Raw genomic sequence first — 20,161 nt, forward strand, 5'->3', positions numbered from 1 at the left:
TAATGGATAACGGTTATATGCGAGTTTTGCTAGTAGAAGACGATGAACGGATTGTCGATTTTGTCCAGCGCGGGCTGAAAGCCGAAGGCTATGTCGTAGAGGTGGCTCGTAGCGGGATGGAGGCGATAGCGATGGGTACTCAGGGTAAATTTCAAGTCATCATTTTGGACCTGGGCTTGCCTGATCTCAATGGTCGGCAGATTTGCGAGAGCTTGCGTAATACCGGCGTCAGCACTCCGATTCTAATGTTGACGGCCAGGGACACGGTACAGGATAAAGTAACCGGCTTACGCTCGGGCGCCGATGATTATATGACCAAGCCTTTCGCATTTGAAGAACTGCTGGCCCGAATCGAGGCACTGATGCGCCGACGTAACGGCGAGATCAAACCCGAAACCAAAGAATTGCAGGTAGCCGACCTGGTATTGGATGGAGAAACCCATAAAGTCAGGCGCGGCGAAATATTCATCGACCTGACTCCGAAAGAATTTGCCTTACTGGAATGCTTTATGCGCATGCCCGGCAAGGTGTTGAGCCGTACCCGGATTCTGGAACAAGTTTGGGGCTATAGCGCCGATCCGTTGACGAATGTGGTCGATGTCTATATTCGCCAATTGAGGCGGAAAATCGATGATGATTACGAACTAAAACTTCTTAAAACTGTCCGGGGATTCGGCTACAAACTGGATGCTTCCTGACAGGGTGCAGACTACGTAGCCGTTGAAGCGCTTAATTAAAGCCCCGACATCACATAAAAAACATGGCCGCCAATCTGCCTGACGACTTCCCCGGCGCGCCGGGGCTTCGTGCCGGTATTCCAGCTGTCGGAATTCCGTACTATGGAATCCTTACCCCCGATAACCGACTTGGCTAATGCGGTGTAATGCGCTGCCAAATTATGTGGCGGGGTTAATCGGGACACGCCGGTCAGCTTGCATATCGGCTTGCCGGTGCGCTTGGCTCGATTAACCGTAGCTTGCCCCACAGCAATGGCCCCTTCGATAGATTCGCCTCTGGATTCGGCAAAAATAATCTTGGCCAAACAGCCTTCTTCATTGGGTTGAACGGATACCGGGAACAAAAATGCTAGTGTCAGAATTAAGTTGGTCATGGTGCAATTCCTCTGCGTTAATTTTATTAATCACATGCCAAATCAATCATTGCCCGGCTTGCTCGGGCAATGATCGGCTGAATCAGATGTTAGATTTTTTACGGTAATAAAGTAATAGGTTGGAACGCGTAAGCATCCTCCTACCTAGCGCTTCAGGTCTTTGTTAAGCCGTTGCAGGCGTTTAATCATTTCTTCTTTCATTTGCTCGCGGCCTATCGAATGTTTCAGGCTGCTGCCGATGCCCGCTACCTGGTCGGTAGAGCTGCGGATCGAATAAAACACCAGTGTGCCGTCTTTATAAGGCACGCCACCGGCCACCGCATTGCTGCAACTGTAAGAGTGCCCGACATAAAACTGTCGTGAAACAATAATGCCCCCCGTTTCACCGGTGACCATAATGCGATGCAGGAGGATGGCGGTAGGCCGGTCTTCGACATTGCGATTCAACCAAAGGAACTGTTCGGTCGCATTCGGCGGCAATGCGGCCGGATAATTAAGCCAGGCTTGTTGTAAATCCGGAAAGTAGCGTGCCCAGGCTTTGCTGTTGACCGCATCGTTTCGCAGTTCCGTTGCCGGGTCGGTAGTGCCGTTCTCGCGGCTATAAGGCGCAATGCCGGACAAACCGCTTTTCCGGTAAGCCAGCCAGCGTTGCAACAGGATTTCCCGGTATTTCTGGTTCGCGGCTTTTAACAAGGTTTTGTTATCGGCACCTTTCAGGCTGGTTTGGAGACTTTTCAGGCTGTCTATTTCCGGTTTCGACAAGTTGAATTTATCGCCCGGCTCGGCTTTAACAAAGGCTTTGGCTTCATCAAGCTGGTTATCGGTAAAGGCGAACTTCTTGAAGCTATTGATATCGGCATTATTCGCAAGCGGTGCGGAGGCGATGATGCCGCTTTCGGTCCCCGTAAGATTGCCCTGCTTGATGTAATCGATGATTTTAGGCAAGGCCACCGGCAGTATCATAGCCACACCGATAGCCAACTCTTGTTGGCTGGTTTCGCTGACTTCATAATCGATAATTCCGCCGCGTTCAAGTTCGGCAACCTTATCTGCGCCGATACCGAAATCATGCAGCGTCTGTTGCGGATCGGGCATTTTCTCTTGGGCGAAAACAGGATAATCGAATAACGCGCCGGTCAGCAGAACAAGCAGGATTGAGCGTTTATTGAACATCATAAGGACTCCGGTGCGTTGATTTAAGATTGATAACTTTGTCTTGCTTTAACAGTTTGCTCTTAATGGTGAGCAATAGGGTGACGCACTTCGTTTGACGGCGCTAAGCCGGAATTTCGGCGACATTCACCTCCACGTGCATTAACGGTGACTGGCGGCTTTCAGCAATAAACGAACCGGATACCGGAGGCACCCATTCAGAATGGCGACTCACAGCCACGGCGATATGGTCATGGCCGACAACTTGGCCGGAGGTGGAATCAAACCCTTTCCAACCGGTACCGGGTAAATAAACTTCCGACCAGGCATGGGTTGCTCCCTGCCCCGACAAAACTATCGGCGAATACAGGTAGCCGCTGACGAAGCGCGCCGCCAGCCCCAAAAAACGGCAGGCCTCAATGAACAAAGTCGCAAAATCACGGCAGGAGCCTGCGCGTCGGGCTAATGTCGTCGCAGGCGTCTGAACACCCGGCTCTTCCCGTTGTTGATAGGTGAATCCGTTAGCAATCGCCTTATTAATCCGTTCCAGCAGAAGATAAGTTTCCAGCACTTGGCCGAAGTGCCAGAATTGCCGCAACCAGGCGCTCAATAGCGGTATGTCCTGCACGAAGATCACTGACAGGTAAGGCTTCAAACCCGTATATTCTGCGGCTTCGTACTGGAAAGGAAATAACATTGCAGCATCGGACACTATGAGATCCAATGGCTGGCTATCGGAATGCCGAAGGGTCAGAGAACTGTCGATAGAGAGCCGCTTATCCTGCCTGGATTGACTGACATTACATCGCTGTCTACACACCGCATCTAATTGTTCCTGTCCCCGACTTAGAAAATTCGATCCAATGCCGAAACACTGATGTATTTTTCGTTAAAAGTAAAAATGCGCGCCCAAGCCGATATATTCGATTTTTTCTCTATAAAACTGTCCGCTTGGCGAATAGCCGTTATAGTATTCCGCAAGAATCTGAAGCTTGCGGCCTATTACCTGCAAGTTTTCAAATTCAACGCCTGCCCTAGCCGACACATCGTAATTCCAGTCATTTTCTTCATGATTCTTGACATCGACTGCAGCAATAGGCCGCATTGATGCCAGCTGCATGCGCCAAGGGCTTCGGAATTCAGCGCCGTATTGCACCGACCATATCTTGAGCGCATTAGGATCCCTGTCGAATAAACCTTCCCCGCCGCCATATAACCGTATGCCGTAAGGAAACTCATAAGAAAGTTTCAGGTCCACGCCTTCATAGCTAAGGTTCACGCGCTGGAAATTAGTCCCTATCTTGCTCAACAAGAACTCGTCGCCAAGATGTGAACTCTGATGATAAATGCGGCCAAAGGCTGAAAATTGACCGGCACGCAGGCTTGAATAGGCTGATACAACGAAATCGGTATTGATCAGGTCGCTCGATGGGCCGTCCAGATTGAAGTCGCTAAAAACTCCGGCTTGAACTCCGGCTTCCCACTGCACAGTAGAGTGTCCGAAGGTGCCGCGGTAAAACGGTATCGTTTCACCGAAACTGACCGCGGCTATATCTCTTCCATCATAATTGGTGTTCTGATAATTGCGGTAAGCGGCCGAAAAATGAGCCCAGCGCGGGTCCGCCAATAAGGACTTGAATAAATGTCCTGTCGGTAGAATTCCGGTGGGTAAAATTATTGACTCGGTTTCCGATACCGCTTCATTAGCGGGCACTCTGGCAGTCTTTGATGAGTCGTTGACCAATTGCTGGTTCGTGGCTTCCGATATTTTTACCGCATTAACGCCGGGGATTTCCGCTAACAGCTGCACCGCTTTATTCCGGTCATCGGCTGTCAGGCTGCCTCCCGGCAACGTAATGACGCCATCCCGCACGATTAATGAGCGCATATCAAGCTTTAAACCACTCTTTAACACGCCTGCGGCGTAACCGGCAATATAAGTGTCATCCGCAGTTGTAGCATGAACTATGGATGCCGGCAGCAGGACGCCCAGAACAGCTATAACGCGTAGACAAGCCATTATTATTTTCCTATTTTCACAATCAGCTTACTCTGCACCGATTTTACATCCTTCTGGGTCTTGGCCACTTCTATTGCCCTGTCGATGGCAGGCTCTGAATTGACCATGCCGTTCAGTGTCACTACGCCTTGAGTTGTAGTCACTTCAATATTGGCTCCGCTAAGCAAAGGGTCGCTTAAAAGTGTCGCCTTAACCTTGGCGGTAATAGCCGAATCATCAATATACTCTCCAGCGGCTTGAGTCTTATCGCTGACCGATTCTTTGGCGGCTTCAATTTTTTCCTCAGCTTGTTGTGTTGTTTGCTCTATCTTTTGCTCGGCATTTTCAGCCGCTCGGTCGATTTGCTTCCCTGCTTTTTCTGCTGAGCCCTCTTTCTGGCAACCCGCCAGTCCGAAAACAGCGGTTAAACAAATCATCACAAGAACTTTATTGGCTAAAATATTTTGCTTGTACTCATTTGTTATTTTCATCTGTTATTCCTTTATATGTAATATTTTTAAAAAGACGCCAAATGACAGAGCGGTATTCCCGTTAGACAAAAACGTCAGCAATAAACCTCTATTAGATCAAGCGCATTGAACTTCAAATTCAGCTAAACTTTAAGCGACAAGATCAAGCACGGTCTGTTCGGTACCGTACACAAAAGCTACGTGAAGAACATTCAAAACCCGGCTGACTGACATAAAAAACCCGCCTTCAGGCGGGTTTTTTAGTATTGATAGTATTGAAGAAAAACCGGGTCGTTATTCAATCCAGATCAATTCGACGCGACGGTTTTCAGAACGTCCTTCTTCGGTCTTGTTATCCGCAATCGGTTGAGTCTCGCCAAAGCCTTTGGCAATCAATCTATTGGTAACGCCTTTCATTTTAAGATAATTAACCACTGACTGCGCACGCCGTTGCGACAACCTCATATTATAGGCATTGGAGCCTTCGCTACTGGTGTGGCCCTGAACTTCAATATCATTTTTCTGAGGATTAGAAATAACGCTTTGCGCAACGTCGTCAAGAATGATCTTGGCATTCAGTGTCAACTCGGCTGAGTCATATTTGAAGTGTTGGCCTTTGAGCACAAGCCTGACCGGACATCCGCTATTATCGACCTTACTACCTTTAACGGTGCCGGGACAACGGTCCAGACAATCGTTAACACCGTCGGCATCCGCATCCTGGGTGGAACAGTCTCTAACCGGTTCGGGGGCGGCTGCAACAACAGGTTCGGGCCTTGGCGCAGGTTTCGGCTTGTCGCCGAACGGAATGACAAAGCCGACATTCACTGTCATATCGTGAAATTGCTCGGTACCGGGCTGTACGTTAGCATTAAGATTGTTATTGTAACGATAGCGCACATCGCTGCGGAGCAGGAAGTTGTCGTGCAGCTCGTAGGTAAAACCTGCACCCGCCTCGCCAATAACGCCTATGCCGCAATTAGCGGAAGCGCAGCTGTTCATAGCGCCTGCCCCGATCACCGCATAAGGCGAGAATTTATCGCGAATAAAATAATACTGTAGATCGGCCGTACCGCCGGCCAAACTCCAGGGACCGTTAGTACCGCTGAATTCTTCGTAAAATCCTTTCAGCTCGACGTTGAAATGCTTATCGAGCATCTTGCCGATGCCCATGCCGCCGCCCCAGCCGTCGCTGGCATTCCTATCGCCGCCGGTTCTGACAAATGTACCGAACGGCGCGACATACCAACGATCATCATCGACCCGACGGTCATCATGAAACCGATCGGCGGCCTGTGCCAGCGGCAGGAAACCTAAGCCGGCTAGTGAAACTATAGTGAGTAAATTTTTCTTCAGCATAATATTTTCCCTCTCTGTAATAAAAATAGAAATTTATAAAATACATAGTTAAATTTAACCTTTTACTCAGTCAATCCATTCAAAATAGAAAGAGAACACTGAAACTGATATTTATAGACAATTACAAAGCTTCATTTAAGACAATTGTTTGATGCAATTTGTAGGTTTTAAACATATCCATGGTGATAGCTATTCTTTTTTGGTCCCTGAATGTTGTAAAAAAATCTCATAATATAGCTTAACGGCAACATTCCCAGATCGTCTGTACGATAGCCCACATACAAGTGCAAAATAATGTATTAAAGCATGCCCGATTCATCGATCACATTCGCTGCCCGTCGCTATGCATTTCAGTCATGAAGCCGGTGCCATGGGCTACGCAGCCCGTAATATCCATTCTGCCTGTATGTGCGATAACGTACCGACTGCGGCCTGATTTACGGCTAAAGTCTTAGCATAGTTTTGACGAGGTTCATGCCTCGCTCGAAGCTTGGTACTTGGCCGGGATAATTGATTCATCCTTGGTCATGTTCGTCCTTTAGCTCAGGAGAATAATATGACTCAGCAAACTCACTCCGAACAATCCATGCGTCCTGAACATGCGAAGCATCGTGAACAATCAATGGGTTCCATGAAAAGTTGCATAGAAGCCTGTACCAATTGCTATCAGGTCTGTCTGCAAACCGCTATGAACCACTGCCTCCAGACCGGCGGAAAGCACGTTGAACCGGAACATTTCCGGCTGATGATGAGCTGCGCCGAAATATGCCAGACATCGGCCAATTTCCAGCTCAGCGGCTCTTCATTTTCTAATCGTCTTTGCGCAGTTTGCGCCGAAGTCTGCGAAGCCTGCGCTGTAGATTGCAAAAGGATCGGCGGGATGGATGAATGCGTCGAAGCCTGTGAAAGATGCGCTGAAAGTTGCCGGCAAATGGCAAGTGCGAGTGCTCAACACTAATAGAAAAAAATGGATTCGATGCTCATGAAACCCAGATGTTCATTATTGCTCGCGGCGGTATCAATAATTTTAACAGCATGTGGTGACGTGGCGCAGTTGCCGGTAGCCGCGGGCATTGGCCCGCACCCGCAACTGCCGCCGCCCAACCAGACATTATTTCCCACCGTAAACATTGCCCCCGCAGTGGGCTGGCCTGCGCATGGGAAACCGACCGCGGCATCAGGGATGACTGTAACGGCTTTTGCCACCGGGCTCGACCATCCCCGGTGGCTTTATGTGCTGCCTAACGGCGACGTATTGGTCGCCGAAACTAATGCACCGCCGAAGCCCGAGGATAGCAACGGCATTCAAGGCTGGTTCCGCAAACAGATCATGAGTGATGCGGGCGCCGGGGTACCCAGCGCTAATCGCATCACTTTACTGCGTGATACCAATAACGACGGCGTAGCGGAAATGCGCTCGGTATTCTTAGAAGGTCTACACTCGCCGTTCGGGATGGCCCTGGTAGGCAATGATTTCTATGTCGCCAACTCGGATGCTGTGATGAAATTTCCTTATAGCGAAGGCGACATTCGGATCGCTCAGCCTGGGACTAAAGTGGTCGACTTGCCTGCCGGACCGATCAATCATCATTGGACCAAGAATATTCTTGCCGGCCCGGACGGGGCGCGACTTTATGTAACAGTGGGATCAAACAGTAATGTAGCCGAGAACGGCATCGATAAAGAGCAAGGTCGTGCCGCTATCTGGGAAGTGGATATAAAAACAGGCAATCACCGCATTTATGCCGGTGGCCTTCGAAATCCGAACGGACTGGCCTGGGAACCGGATAGCGGGGCGCTTTGGACGGTCGTCAATGAACGGGACGAGCTTGGCAGTGATCTGGTTCCCGATTACCTGACCTCGGTGCCCGACGGCAGTTTCTTCGGCTGGCCCTACAGTTACTATGGTCAACATTTGGACGATCGTGTGCAGCCTCAGCGGCCCGACTTGGTCGCCACGGCCAGGGTGCCGGATTATGCCACCGGCTCGCATACCGCTTCTCTGGGTTTGGTTTTTTCCAAAACCAGCGCTTGGCCGGCACCGTTCAATAACGGCGCTTTCATCGGTCAGCATGGTTCCTGGAACCGTGATCCGCGCAGCGGCTACAAGGTAATTTTTGTTCCTTTCAAAGAAGGCATGCCTTTCGGTGATCCGGTTGATGTGCTGACCGGCTTTGTTAGCCCCGACGGCAATGCGTTAGGGCGGCCTGTAGGTGTCGCCATCGACAAAAAGTCGGGACTGCTGGTTGCCGATGATGTAGGCAACAGCATCTGGCGCGTGACTGCGTCGACTACGGTTTCAGCCCCTAACTAATGACTACCAGTACCTGAAATCGCCTGTGTCCAGGTGTATATAATCAGAGCGTTTATAATAACCGACCCCGCCACGGTTCATAAACAATGCGGCGTTTCTGATCTTGCGCGCCGCCAGTCCATCCACTTGAAAGTCGATAGCCCGGCCTTGCATATGCAAACTGTGTCTTGCGGCGCATCGGCACTTCTTACGTAAACTGGTATTGGTGTGTGGTGATCGATAAGCTGAAGAAAAATAGAAAGGTTGATTGATTCCAAGCATCAGTTTCAGGTCATGCAACTGATCCAGCAAAGCCGGATCAATAGGATGAATATCGTTGGTATGATAATCGCGCAGCAGGTAACTGATTTCTTGCAGCGCATCTTCAATATAACGGCCCTGTTGAAAATAGGTTAACTTTAGCTTATCCCCGGTATAGATATGCTCTAAGGCAAGCGTTTTACGCGAAGTGGGTATTTTGACTGGCGCATTTGCAACAGCTGCCCCACTCAGCGCCAACAAGGAACCGCCTGCCGTCATCTTCAGAAAACTGCGTCTTGATGCTTGAAAACCAACTGCATCAAGTTCCGGGCTTTTCGATAGATATTTATTCATGTTTTTACCTTTATATAACGCTATAACTCTGTTAAATAATCAGTCACATCAACTAACCATTCACTACCGTTCCTCCATTCGGATGAAGGATTTGTCCGGACATATATGACGCATCGTCCGACGCTAAAAACACAAAGCAGTTGGCGACTTCTTCCGGCTGACCGGCTCGGCCCATCGGCACGTCCTTGCCAAAAGATTCCACGCGCTCGGACGGAAATGTCGACGGAATAAGCGGCGTCCAAATAGGGCCGGGAGCAACGCCATTAACCCTGATTTTTTGTTCGGCCAAGGCAAGAGACAAAGACCGGGTAAAACCGACAATAGCGCCCTTGGTAGCCGAGTAATCGAGCAACTTGGGACTGCCTTTATAAGTAGTCACCGAGGTCGTATTGATGATGGTACTTCCGGGCTGAAGGTGTTTAAGCGCCGCCTTGGTTAAATAGAACATCGAAAAAATATTGGTACGAAAAGTCTTTTCAAGCTGCTCCGGGGTTATATCTTCAATACTTTCCTGGGGATGCTGTTCGGCCGCATTATTAATCAGGCTATCCAGCCGGCCCAATTCATTGACGGTTTGCTCGACCGCTTGCCGGCAAAAGCGTTCTTGACCAATATCCCCGGCAATAAGCAGACACTTTTGGCCGTACTCGCTGACTAAGCGCTTAGTCTCTTCAGCATCTTCATGCTCATTGAGATAGATAACAGCCGAATCGGCGCCTTCTTTTGCAAAAGACACTGCAATGGCCCGGCCAATACCGGAATCTCCGCCGGTAATTAAGGCCACTTTACCTTTAAGCTTTCCGCTTCCCCGATAGTGAGGATCATGAGATTGAGGCAGGGGCTTCATGTCTTTTTCCAGTCCCGGCTGACGCTCCTGATGTTGAGGCGGATAAGGGGGGTGAGGGTGCTGTATATCGGCCATGACGTCTCCTTGGAAAATTTATTTCACGGGAAGTTTTCGTTGATATAAAAATGCTAGGGCTTTAGTACAACCTTGCTGCAATTTAGTATGAATCAAGTTCGGCCGCCTGTGACACAGCTGTTTCAGCAAAAATACCGCTCTCGATTTTTTGATAAAATATTGGTTTAGAATAAATTTCTCTGTGCGACAACGTACTTAAAAAGAAACTTTCCGAGGTAACGGAAACGGCGGTTTTTCATATTCCATGACAGACGCTTCCGGAACCACTTCATCCCGAAGAAAGCGCTCAACAATCCCCGCTTGTCTATATGTGTGCAGCCGCACTGATTAAGGCGGCTTTTTAGCCTAAAGTGATTTCAAGGTAATAATTCAAAATTATTAGAAGAACAGAATAAGCAAAATCGATCAGCTTATTAACAATAACCTTGGCATCTCGCCCTGCCGAGGCAACATATGACAGCCATCCGGCCGGAGGTAAACCATGCCTTATAGAAATTTAAACGACTTACCCTCAAGTGTGCGGGACCATTTGCCCAAACATGCCCAGGAAATTTACCAGGCCGCCTATAACAATGCCTGGAAAGAATACGCCCACGACGAAGAGCGGGCGCACCGTGTCGCCTGGGGTGCCGTCAAAAAGAAATACGAAAAGGATGAAGCCGGCGGACAATGGAAAGCAATAGATAAAGCCTGAGACGAGCCGGCTTCAAGTCAGTTTTCAAACCGAAGAACTTTCATCGGTAGCAGCAGGGTATGCCCGATTGAAAAGTAAATAGTTGCTGTTTTGATCGTAAAAAACCTTAACCGCCTTTAGCAGGCTTTTATAATCAGCCCCTGTCACCCGCTAAAATTAGAAATATTTGCTATATATAAAGAGCCTGAACAACACATAAAATACTGATTATTTAGAATTTAAAAATTTTTAATGCTGTTTCAGTACGCTTGCGTACAGAAACAAGATGCTGTTTTGGAATATTCTTGACGCACTTCTTTAAATATAAAAGAAGAAATGCCTTTTGATCTAACTACAGAAGGTACTCATTTAGTTTAAGTGATATGTTTGAGGTGAAGATCATGGATCAACATAAACAGTCCCATACCAGTGAAAAAAGTTCCACCCAAAATCGTGGCTTTGCTTCAATGGACGAAGCCAAACAAAGAGAAATTGCAAGTAAAGGCGGGCGTGCCGCTCATGAAAAAGGTACTGCTCACGAATTTACTCCGGAAGAAGCCAGGGAAGCAGGCCATAAAGGCGGTCAAGCCGCTCACCAAAAAGGCACGGCACACGAATTTACTCCGGCAGAAGCCAGAGAAGCCGGTCAAAAAGGTGGTCAGGCTGCTCATGAAAAAGGCACCGCTCATGAGTTTACTTCAGAAGAAGCCAGGGAAGCAGGCCGTAAAGGTGGTCAGGCTTCACATGGAAAAAGCGCATCAGGAGAAACCGGACAAAGCCGTAAAAGAAAAGACAGTAGCTCAGGAGAGTCCAGGCACCGGTAAGGAAGAGGGCGAAAAACGCTCATAAGCCCTTAGCTTATGATGAGTGCGTCGACCCCTGCGCTTACGTAGGGGTCGGGGTATTCCGACAAAGTTAAACGCCGGCAAAAGATGGGCTGCAAGACGCTCAAATACAACGATATATTTTGTAAGACTTGCACATGACCGACGATTGTTACTCAAGCCCATTCACCGGCACGGATTCAGCGTTTTTTAAGAACATTGCCTGAATCTATGTGCTTTACCGTACCGACTGTATTCAGTTTAGCGGGTATTATTTTTTATGAATGAAAAATCCCTCATTCATGCTCAGGTAACGGGGCTTCGGCGACCGTAAAAATGATCGTAAAAAGCCCTCCTAATCATCTTTGACAGGAGATAAACATGAACTTTGAAGAACGTGATACTTATGGTATTTACAAAGGCCAGGACGGCGGCGAAGGACCCGGCCCCCGCCTGATGGGAGCCGACACCCTTCTTGGAAACGATGTCTATAATCAAAATAACGAAGATTTGGGTAGCATCAAAGAAATTATGTTGGATATGACTAGCGGTCAAGTATCTTATGCGGTGTTGTCCTTCGGCGGCTTTCTCGGAATGGGAGAAAGGCTGTTTGCGGTACCTTGGGACGCATTGAAACTCGACCCGGAGAACAAACGCTTCGTGCTCAACGTAGCCAAAGAGCATCTCGAGAATGCGCCGGGATTCGATAAAGACCATTGGCCCGATATGGCCGACCAGTCTTGGCGGGATCAAATCAGTTCTTACTATGAAACTCAACCGCCAACGGAACAGCAAAGCATCGAATCCATGAACGAGCGGCAGACCCCCATGGAGCGGCAGTCCCATCAGTCCCAGACCCACTAAAACCAATGATCCGGAGCATGTCCAATAAGCAGTGATAACGACAAGACTGGTCGTTCCCGCTTGTCGCATTGGCCTGTAAGAATATTTGCAACGATGAAGATGTAGTGTGTTCCCTACCTTGTGGTCAAGTGAACAAGTTGACGCTAAATGGCAGGAAGCCTAATAGTCGCGCTTTTTGTGCCCGATACCGGACAGAAAAATGCCCATTACCGGGCACAAAAAGGTTTTTTTTAAGATTAAACCCTTTCCCCGCGTAACATTCGTGCCGGACTGCGGCGAACAATCCCCTAAAGCGATAGTATCAAGCTTTCCACAGTCGCATCGAATCAATGCTTATTTATCATCTTTAAAAAACCTTGCGCACCTGAATCAAAGTAAATGGGACGGCTTAGCACCACAGACCCGCATCATTTTGACTACCGGAGTTTTTATCGGCCAATGTGCGCAACCGTACCGACTGAGCTTGATTTTACCGGTAACCTCATACTCAGATTGCTAAACAACGTTGTTATCCGTTTCCGTTAATTCCGCAGTAAATAGTAAACCTATAGCTATTAGTAATAGTTGAACGCAAGAGTACCGGAGCAAACAATAAATCGTCATCCTAAACTGGAGAGTTGCCATGAAAAAATCTGCTTTTTGTATTACCCAAAGTATCGAACAGACAGAGCATATTGTCAGCGAATTAAGGAACTCCGGCTTTTCGAATAATGATATTTCCGTACTGTTGCCGGACAAAACCAGTACCCAGGACTTCGCCCATGAAAAGCATACCAAGATGCCCGAAGGCGCTGCTATCGGGGGAACCACAGGTATCAGCGTAGGTGCGGTACTGGGATGGTTGGCGGGTATTGGCAGCTTGGCTATTCCCGGAGTCGGGGCATTCATTGCCGCCGGGCCGATCGTGGGCGCCTTGAGCGGTGCGGCAGTGGGCGCCGCTACCGGTAGTTTAATCGGTGGCTTGGTCGGACTGGGTATTCCTGAGTATGAGGCCAAGCGCTATGAAGGAAAAATCAGGGGAGGAAGTGCTTTAATTTCCGTGCACGCGGAAAGCTCCGAAGAGCTTTCAAAAGCAAAAGACATTTTTGAGCAGGCTCAAGCGGAAGATATTTCTTCAACCAGCGAGAGCAGCGTCAACGCTTAACGGTACTCAGCGCTTTGTAAATACAGCTGATTATTAACCGGCGTGGATTTGTATTTAAACTCAATCCGAGCCAATGCGAGACCAACTATCAATCATCATAAACCCTAACCAATGCGATAAATGGCATATAGCTTAACCAGAGGAAATCATTATGGAAAAATCAAACCCAGAAGAAAAGATTAACGAACCCGGAGATGTGGAAGAAAACATTAAGGAGACCATAGACAAAGCATCCGGTTATGCACACGGAGCTGTCGACAAGATTGCCGGTATGAGCTACCAGGCTGCGGAAGTGATTGGCGAAAAAGGAGAACAGCTGAGAACGGCTGAACAGGAAATGATAGAACATTACCGGGAATATATCCGTGAATGCCCTATAAAGTCCGTAGGCATCGCCGTGGCGGCCGGATTTTTACTGAGCCGTCTGATGGGTAGTTGCCAAAACGAGCATTAAATATTATCCGCCCGCATGCTGTTAATGACACATGCGGCTCAAATTCAAGAGGAAACGATTATGAGTACTATAGACAAAGCATCCGATTATGCACATGAAGCCGGAGACAAGATCGCCGATGCGACCAATCAAGCCGCGAAAGCGCTTGGCGAAAAAGGAGAGCAACTGCTAAATGCCGAACAAAAATTGGTGAAACAGTGCTGCAAATATACCAGCGAACATCCTATGAAATCCCTGGGTATCGCGGTAGCGGTCGGCTTTGTGCTGCGCGGCCTGATGGGCCATCGCTAGACCGTCAGATATTATTTTGAACCCGTACGTCGTAAATGACGTGCGGTTCAAATAAAGAGCCAACGATTCGACAACATCTGATTACGCCCGACTGACTGCCGGCACCGTCGCCAATTCAACCGCCCTGGCAGCAAAAGCGTTTGGTGATAAAGGTTTCGTCAGACTCTCATCCTATCGCAGCGCCGGCTATCTCGTTAACAGCCGATTTTATGCTGAAGCCTGTTGAGCGATCATTAACCCCTTAAGCACTTAAAACGAGCTGCAACTTCCGCAGCCTGCTAATCATCTATTTTGCTCCGGACTCTACGGATACAGATGTGATGCGAACGGCTACAAGCTGAACACGGCTAACTCAACAATTTATTCGCCTCTATGTGCGATATCGTACAGATGCGTAAAGGTACTCCGTACCATAATTTTCCTGACTTAAACCCTAAGGAGACTTAAAATTATGAACGTTCCTAATATTTCAGCTACCGACGAGCTAGGCCCCAGACGCGCCTCTGACGAATTCGGACGCAGAGGCGCTTCGCCAGGTATTCAGCCGGGATCTCTACCTGTCCAAGCCAGTGCAGTATCGTGGGGTTCTATCCTGGCCGGAGCCACCGCAGCGGCTGCAATGGCCCTGATCCTTACAATGCTGGGAACGGGCTTGGGCCTGTCTTCGGTGTCGCCGTGGGCCTCGAGCGGTATCTCTGCAACAACTTTCGGAGTATCGACCATCTTGTGGCTGACCTTTACCCAACTGATTGCCTCAGGGCTGGGCGGATATCTTGCCGGTAGACTAAGAACAAAGTGGGCTATGGCAAATGCCGACGAAGTTTACTTCCGCGATACCGCACACGGTTTCCTGGCCTGGGCTATCTCGGCGCTTATTACCGCCGCCCTACTCTCTTCGATCATCGGGTCGATTGTAAGCGGTGGAATTCAAGCCGGAGGCACAGCCGTTGCGGCCACCGCGGGCAGTGCAGCTGCGGCCGGAGCCGAGATGGCGAAATCCGGCAACAACAATGAAGCTACAAAATACTTCATGGATTCTTTGTTCCGAAGAGACATCAATGCGGTTCCAGCCGCCGGTTCGACTCTCGGCGAAAGCGGTGCTATGCAGGAAAACCCTGTGCAAAACACGGCTGACTCCGAATCGGAAATCACCCGCATCTTCATGAATACCGTGCGCACCGGACCATTGCCTCCGGAAGACATCCGCTATGCCGGCCAGGTTGTTGCGCAACACACCGGCCTGCCACAGCAGGAAGCTGAGAAACGAGTGGTTGATACCTATGCCCGTGTTCAGGCCAAGCTGGGTGAAGCGGAAACCGCAGCCAAACAAGCGGTCGACACAGCACGTAAGACTTCCGTCTATGCCTCATTGTGGTTCTTCATCTCACTGCTTATCGGCGCCTTCGCAGCCAGCTATGCGGCTACTTACGGCGGACAGCAGCGCGATTTAGCGTGATGCAATGACACTAACAACAACTCAACAGGAGACAAGCAATGCGCTCAATACTTTTATATCTACTGGGAGTTCCCATTCCCATCATTATTTTGCTCGCGATATTTTGGCACTAAATGTATTCAATCCTCACCATGCTTGAAATGGAGAAGACATCATGACAACTGCAATGAATCAGAAAAAAAAGTCCGCTTCATCCAAAGCTCAGGATGCAACAGTATTATTGAAAAGCGACCACAAGCTGGTCAGAGACCTGTTTGCCGAATATGAGGAAACGCATTCGGCCGCCAAAAAAAAGAAGATCGTCGCACAAATCTGCAATGAATTGACTGTGCATGCCCAGATTGAAGAGGAGATTTTTTATCCGGCAGTCAAAAAGGCGTTGAAAGATAAAGAATTAATTCCTGAAGCCCAAGTCGAGCATGCAACGCTGAAATCACTGATTGCTCAGGTCGAGGGAGCGGAACCCGATGGCGAGATGTTTGACGCCACGATCAAAGTGATGAGCGAGTATGTGAAGCACCATGTCAAAGAAGAGCAGAATGAGATTTTCCCAAAAGCGAAGTCTACCGACCTGGATATGATCAAGCTTGGCGCCATGCTCTCAGAGCGTAAAGAGGAACTGCTCGCCGCACGCTCAGCGGGTTAACCATCGGGGCGATCGCCAAGGTCAACACCTGAAAGACAACATCAATAAAAAAAGCACGACCGCTGCCAATGCAAGCCAATTTACCGCTCAGCTATCGCAAAACATTTGGAACGGGGCTGCAAACCCCGTTCCACCTGTATCCCATAGGGAACAGCGGCAACAAAGAATTTTTTAAATATAAATTTTCATTATAGTAGGGGGTACGGAATGTCAGATTTCAATAATTGGCAATTAAAAATGAGGCCGATCAGTAGAACCTTCTTTAAAGGTTTAATCGCTATTATCCCAATTACCCTCACCGTTTACTTGCTGTTCTGGCTGGCCAGTACAGCAGAATTGGCGTTGGGAAAGATATTCACATTTTTCTTTCCCGAAAGTTGGTATATAAAAGGCATGGGGTTTGTATTAGGCCTTGTTGTGGTGTTTTTTTTCGGAGGCTTTCTTGAGTCTCAAACTTTTCGCAAGCTGTTCCAACGCTTTGAAGAACTTGTAATCCAGATCCCCTTTGTTAAAAGCATCTACACAGCAATCCGCGATTTCAGTTCTCTGTTTTCCAACGAAAAGAAAGGCCAATTTAAACAAGTCGTTTTAGTCAAGACAGCTCCCGGGAATAGCCAGCAGATAGGTTTTATTACTGTCTCGGATTATGAAGAGACTTCGCATAGTTTTATTGCCGAAGATCAGATTGCGGTATTTATGCCATTCAGTTATCAGCTAGGCGGATACACGGTCATCATGTCTCGGGAAAATGTAGTGGAAATAGATATATCTGTAGAAGATGCGCTAAGGTTTATCGCAACAGCCGGCATTGTAGGCACTGTTAATGATGAAAAAATGTAAGCGTTCGATTAACAACTTCAGGACGAAGTTTTATTATTGGATCGTTCCGCTCCTGCTTTTCAGCCAATAAAAGCAATGCTTTTTATATGGGTAAAATTGAACAAGGTTCTTATAGTCGTAGAGCTTGCCGTGCGCGCCTTTTCGGATGCCTGACAAATCCTCCTATCCCTTTTGGTGTGCGCGGCGCCCCCTACTCGACTGACAGTTTGTTTTAGCTGGCAGTGAAGTCCCTGCTTGCGACAGACCAAAGCCTGCTCTCCGGCTTGAACGGATAGCCGAAATGTAACTTCTCCTAATCACAGACAGTATTCTTTTGTTACCGCTTTCTGCGGTATGTGCTCTACCGTACCGACTGCGGCAGGTCTAGCGGCTAGAGTGTTTTCGTGACGAACGGAGCAACCATGAGCAAAAAAACACGCGTTTGTAGTCCTATTTACAGCCTTCTACCTGCTCAAATCGAAGGGTTCGATGCATTGGCCGAACTTGCGCTGAATATCCACTGGTCATGGAATCACGCGACCGACGAAATCTGGCGACGGCTTGACCCTGAACTATGGGAAATCACCCGTAACCCTTGGGTTGTCTTGCAAACAGCCTCGCGCGACCGGATCGAGCATGTGTTAGCCGATCCCGCTTTTCGCAAAGACGTTGAGGATTTATTGCAGACCAAATCCCAGGTCGCCGAAGCGCCCGCCTGGTTCCAGCAGAACCATCCGCAGAGCCCCCTGAGCTGCGTCGCTTATTTCAGTATGGAATTCATGCTCAGCGAAGCCTTGCCCATCTACTCGGGCGGGCTTGGCAATGTCGCGGGCGATCAGCTCAAGGCAGCAAGCGATCTGGGCGTGCCGGTAGTCGCTGTCGGGCTGCTCTACCAACAAGGCTATTTTCGCCAGGTCATTGACAAGGATGGCGTCCAACAAGCCCTGTTCCCGTATAACGACCCCGGACAATTGCCGATTACGCCGGTGCGTCAAGATAACGGCGAGTGGTTACGCCTTGAAATTCCCTTACCCCGCTATTCGATCTGGCTGCGCATCTGGCAGGTTCGGGTCGGCAAATTGAAGCTTTACTTACTGGACAGCAATGATCCGGCGAACTTCCCTGCTGACCGGGGCATCACCAGCGAGCTGTATGGCGGCGGACCTGAACTGCGCCTTAAGCAGGAAATGCTGCTGGGCATCGGCGGCTGGCGTTTGCTGAACAAGCTTGGCATTGAACCGGAAGTCTGCCATCTGAATGAAGGGCATGCGGCCTTTGCGGTATTGGAACGCGCACGCAATTTCATGGAAAAAACAGGACAGCCTTTTGATGCCGCCCTGGCTGCCACGCGTGCGGGAAATCTGTTCACGACTCATACCGCAGTAGAGGCAGGGTTTGACCGCTTCTCTCCGAGCCTGATTAATCAATATCTCTGCCGCTATGCCGAGCATAGGCTGGGCATAACAATCCAGGATTTTCTGGCTTTGGGCCGCCTTGACCCGAACGATCCGGAGGAAAACTTTAACATGGCTTATCTGGCAATCCGCGGTAGCGGCGCCGTCAATGGCGTCAGCCGTTTGCATGGAGAAGTTAGCCGACAACTCTTTTCCCCTCTTTTTCCTCATTGGCCGTTGGCCGAAGTACCGGTCGGGCATATCACCAATGGCGTCCATATGCCGACTTGGGACTCGGCAGCGGCCGACGATTTATGGACGGAGGTTTCAGGAAAAGATCGTTGGCTCGGAACCATGGAAAACCTGGATCAGGATATTCGCCGCGTCCCGGACGCCAGAATCTGGCAATTTCGCACGGCCGCCAGCAAGTCGCTTATCGAATACGCTTGCGAGCGATTATCAAGACAACTGGCCGTCTTAGGCGAACCGCTCGAAGCGATTGAAACCGCGAAACATCTGCTTGATCCGAACGCGTTGACATTGGGTTTTGCAAGGCGTTTTGCAAGCTACAAGCGGCCGAATCTGCTGCTGCACGACCCTGAGCGGCTGATTCGTCTATTAACCAATGAGCAGAGGCCGGTGCAGCTTATCATTGCCGGTAAAGCCCATCCGGCCGACCAGGCGGGAAAAGACCTGATCAGGGAATGGATGAATTTTATCCGGCGTACCGAAGCCAGGGCGCAAGTGATTTTCCTCAGCGACTACGACATGTATTTGACCGAGCGCCTGGTGCAAGGAGTCGACGTCTGGATAAACACACCCCGGAGGCCTTGGGAAGCCTGCGGCACCAGCGGCATGAAAGTACTGGTCAATGGCGGCCTCAATCTCTCGGTCTTGGACGGCTGGTGGGCGGAAGCCTATAAGCCCGAGCTGGGCTGGGCGCTGGGCGACGGTCAGTGCTATGGCGACGATTCCTCAGGGGACGCATTCGACGCCGAGGCGCTCTATGACCTGCTCGAACACGAAGTGATACCGGAATTTTATAACCGGGACGAAAACGGCATTCCCAGCGCATGGATAGCACGAATGAGGGAAAGCATGGCGCAACTGACGCCGCGCTTTTCGGTCAACCGCACGGTGCGCGAATATACCGAGCAGCATTATATTCCGGCCGCTAGCGCTTACCATTTACGTGCCGTCAATAAAGGCGCACTCGGCAAACAAATCGTCGATTGGCAGCATAGCCTGGACCAGAAATGGCCCGCCCTGCACTTCGGCAAAACAAAAATTGAGACTCGCGGTGAATATCATCTATTTGAAGTCCAGGTTTATTTCCATAACCTCGATCCCAACGCAGTACGGGTAGAAGTTTATGCGGAAGGCCTCATAAACAATCCTGCCATGCGCGAGGAAATGACGCTCCTTCGTCAACTGGTCGGCTCATCGGGCGGCTATGTTTACTGCATTGCTGTATCTGCGGCGCGTCCCGCAACAGATTATACGGTGCGCTTGATTCCTTGCTGCGAGGGCATGGCGATTCCGCTCGAAGACGCACGGATTTTATGGCAACAATGATTCTTAACCAGGCATAGCCGATGAATGTAGATAAACCAATCTGTCCGCAAAAGGCACGAAAAAATACAACAAGTTGTCTGCATGGAGCCGCGAAGTGGTG

Annotated in this window: 21 protein-coding genes; 13 read left to right on the forward strand and 8 right to left on the reverse strand. The window is 49.4% G+C overall.

Translation table 11 applies throughout. From position 1 onward, the window contains the following. Positions 1–17 precede the first annotated feature (17 nt). Positions 18–698 (forward strand): response regulator transcription factor, encoded by a 681-nt coding sequence (locus V7051_RS00425; protein ID WP_333872905.1) that lies wholly within the window; start codon positions 18–20, stop codon positions 696–698. 35 nt (positions 699–733) lie between these two features. On the opposite strand, the gene V7051_RS00430 is transcribed toward V7051_RS00425, so the two are convergent. From V7051_RS00430 to V7051_RS00455, 6 genes are all read right to left on the reverse strand, one after another. After that, entirely contained in the window at positions 734–1,111 is a 378-nt protein-coding gene (locus V7051_RS00430) for a hypothetical protein (protein WP_333872906.1), read from the reverse strand. Positions 1,112–1,255: 144 nt separating this feature from the next. Next, entirely contained in the window at positions 1,256–2,287 is a 1,032-nt protein-coding gene (locus V7051_RS00435; RefSeq protein ID WP_333872907.1) for a hypothetical protein, read from the reverse strand. A 100-nt stretch (positions 2,288–2,387) separates the two neighbouring features. Continuing rightward, entirely contained in the window at positions 2,388–2,975 is a 588-nt protein-coding gene (locus V7051_RS00440) for a transglutaminase-like domain-containing protein (protein ID WP_333872908.1), read from the reverse strand. Between the two features lie 177 nt (positions 2,976–3,152). Then, on the reverse strand, positions 3,153–4,283 hold the full coding sequence (locus tag V7051_RS00445; protein ID WP_333872909.1) for a DUF1207 domain-containing protein: 1,131 nt from the start codon (positions 4,281–4,283) through the stop codon (positions 3,153–3,155). Positions 4,284–4,285: 2 nt separating this feature from the next. Then, the gene (locus tag V7051_RS00450) at positions 4,286–4,753 is read right to left on the reverse strand and encodes a BON domain-containing protein (RefSeq protein ID WP_333872910.1); all 468 of its coding nucleotides are present in this window, start codon (positions 4,751–4,753) and stop codon (positions 4,286–4,288) included. A gap of 273 nt (positions 4,754–5,026) precedes the next feature. Further along, positions 5,027–6,091 carry an OmpA family protein gene (locus V7051_RS00455; RefSeq protein WP_333872911.1) on the reverse strand — a complete coding sequence of 355 codons (1,065 nt, stop codon included), beginning with the start codon at positions 6,089–6,091 and terminating at the stop codon, positions 5,027–5,029. A 556-nt stretch (positions 6,092–6,647) separates the two neighbouring features. Between V7051_RS00455 and V7051_RS00460 the strand changes: the two genes are divergently transcribed. Together V7051_RS00460 and V7051_RS00465 are read left to right on the forward strand one after the other, a co-directional pair. Beyond that, positions 6,648–7,049 carry a four-helix bundle copper-binding protein gene (locus V7051_RS00460; protein WP_333872912.1) on the forward strand — a complete coding sequence of 134 codons (402 nt, stop codon included), beginning with the start codon at positions 6,648–6,650 and terminating at the stop codon, positions 7,047–7,049. 24 nt (positions 7,050–7,073) lie between these two features. Next, positions 7,074–8,405 (forward strand): PQQ-dependent sugar dehydrogenase, encoded by a 1,332-nt coding sequence (locus V7051_RS00465; protein WP_333872913.1) that lies wholly within the window; start codon positions 7,074–7,076, stop codon positions 8,403–8,405. 3 nt (positions 8,406–8,408) lie between these two features. Here V7051_RS00465 and V7051_RS00470 read toward each other — a convergent pair whose 3' ends face one another. Continuing rightward, on the reverse strand, positions 8,409–8,999 hold the full coding sequence (locus V7051_RS00470) for a YcbK family protein (RefSeq protein ID WP_333872914.1): 591 nt from the start codon (positions 8,997–8,999) through the stop codon (positions 8,409–8,411). A gap of 52 nt (positions 9,000–9,051) precedes the next feature. Continuing rightward, on the reverse strand, positions 9,052–9,921 hold the full coding sequence (locus V7051_RS00475) for an SDR family oxidoreductase (protein WP_333872915.1): 870 nt from the start codon (positions 9,919–9,921) through the stop codon (positions 9,052–9,054). A gap of 481 nt (positions 9,922–10,402) precedes the next feature. On the opposite strand from V7051_RS00475, the gene V7051_RS00480 reads away from it, so the two are divergent. From V7051_RS00480 to glgP, 10 genes are all read left to right on the forward strand, one after another. Next, positions 10,403–10,615, forward strand: a complete 213-nt coding sequence (locus tag V7051_RS00480) for a ChaB family protein (protein ID WP_333872916.1) — start codon at positions 10,403–10,405, stop codon at positions 10,613–10,615. A gap of 380 nt (positions 10,616–10,995) precedes the next feature. Beyond that, positions 10,996–11,418: a KGG domain-containing protein gene (locus V7051_RS00485; protein ID WP_333872917.1), complete on the forward strand. Its 423-nt coding sequence runs from the start codon at positions 10,996–10,998 to the stop codon at positions 11,416–11,418. A gap of 381 nt (positions 11,419–11,799) precedes the next feature. Continuing rightward, positions 11,800–12,282: a PRC-barrel domain-containing protein gene (locus tag V7051_RS00490; protein ID WP_333872918.1), complete on the forward strand. Its 483-nt coding sequence runs from the start codon at positions 11,800–11,802 to the stop codon at positions 12,280–12,282. A gap of 622 nt (positions 12,283–12,904) precedes the next feature. Beyond that, a complete protein-coding gene (locus V7051_RS00495) occupies positions 12,905–13,426 on the forward strand; it encodes a hypothetical protein (protein WP_333872919.1) in 522 nt (173 codons plus the stop codon). Positions 13,427–13,577: 151 nt separating this feature from the next. After that, a complete protein-coding gene (locus tag V7051_RS00500) occupies positions 13,578–13,880 on the forward strand; it encodes a DUF883 family protein (RefSeq protein ID WP_333872920.1) in 303 nt (100 codons plus the stop codon). A gap of 60 nt (positions 13,881–13,940) precedes the next feature. Next, positions 13,941–14,171, forward strand: a complete 231-nt coding sequence (locus V7051_RS00505) for a DUF883 domain-containing protein (protein WP_333872921.1) — start codon at positions 13,941–13,943, stop codon at positions 14,169–14,171. Between the two features lie 451 nt (positions 14,172–14,622). Continuing rightward, complete coding sequence (locus tag V7051_RS00510) at positions 14,623–15,627, forward strand: hypothetical protein (RefSeq protein ID WP_333872922.1); 1,005 nt, start codon at positions 14,623–14,625, stop codon at positions 15,625–15,627. Positions 15,628–15,781: 154 nt separating this feature from the next. Continuing rightward, positions 15,782–16,273: a hemerythrin domain-containing protein gene (locus V7051_RS00515; RefSeq protein ID WP_333872923.1), complete on the forward strand. Its 492-nt coding sequence runs from the start codon at positions 15,782–15,784 to the stop codon at positions 16,271–16,273. 207 nt (positions 16,274–16,480) lie between these two features. Then, positions 16,481–17,113, forward strand: coding sequence for a DUF502 domain-containing protein (locus tag V7051_RS00520; RefSeq protein ID WP_333872924.1), 633 nt, complete (start codon positions 16,481–16,483; stop codon positions 17,111–17,113). 401 nt (positions 17,114–17,514) lie between these two features. Continuing rightward, positions 17,515–20,061 (forward strand): alpha-glucan family phosphorylase, encoded by a 2,547-nt coding sequence (gene glgP / locus V7051_RS00525; protein ID WP_333872925.1) that lies wholly within the window; start codon positions 17,515–17,517, stop codon positions 20,059–20,061. The last annotated feature ends 100 nt before the right edge of the window (positions 20,062–20,161 follow it).

The organism is Methylobacter sp., assembly GCF_036845245.1.
Classification (GTDB): Bacteria; Pseudomonadota; Gammaproteobacteria; order Methylococcales; family Methylomonadaceae; genus Methylobacter_A.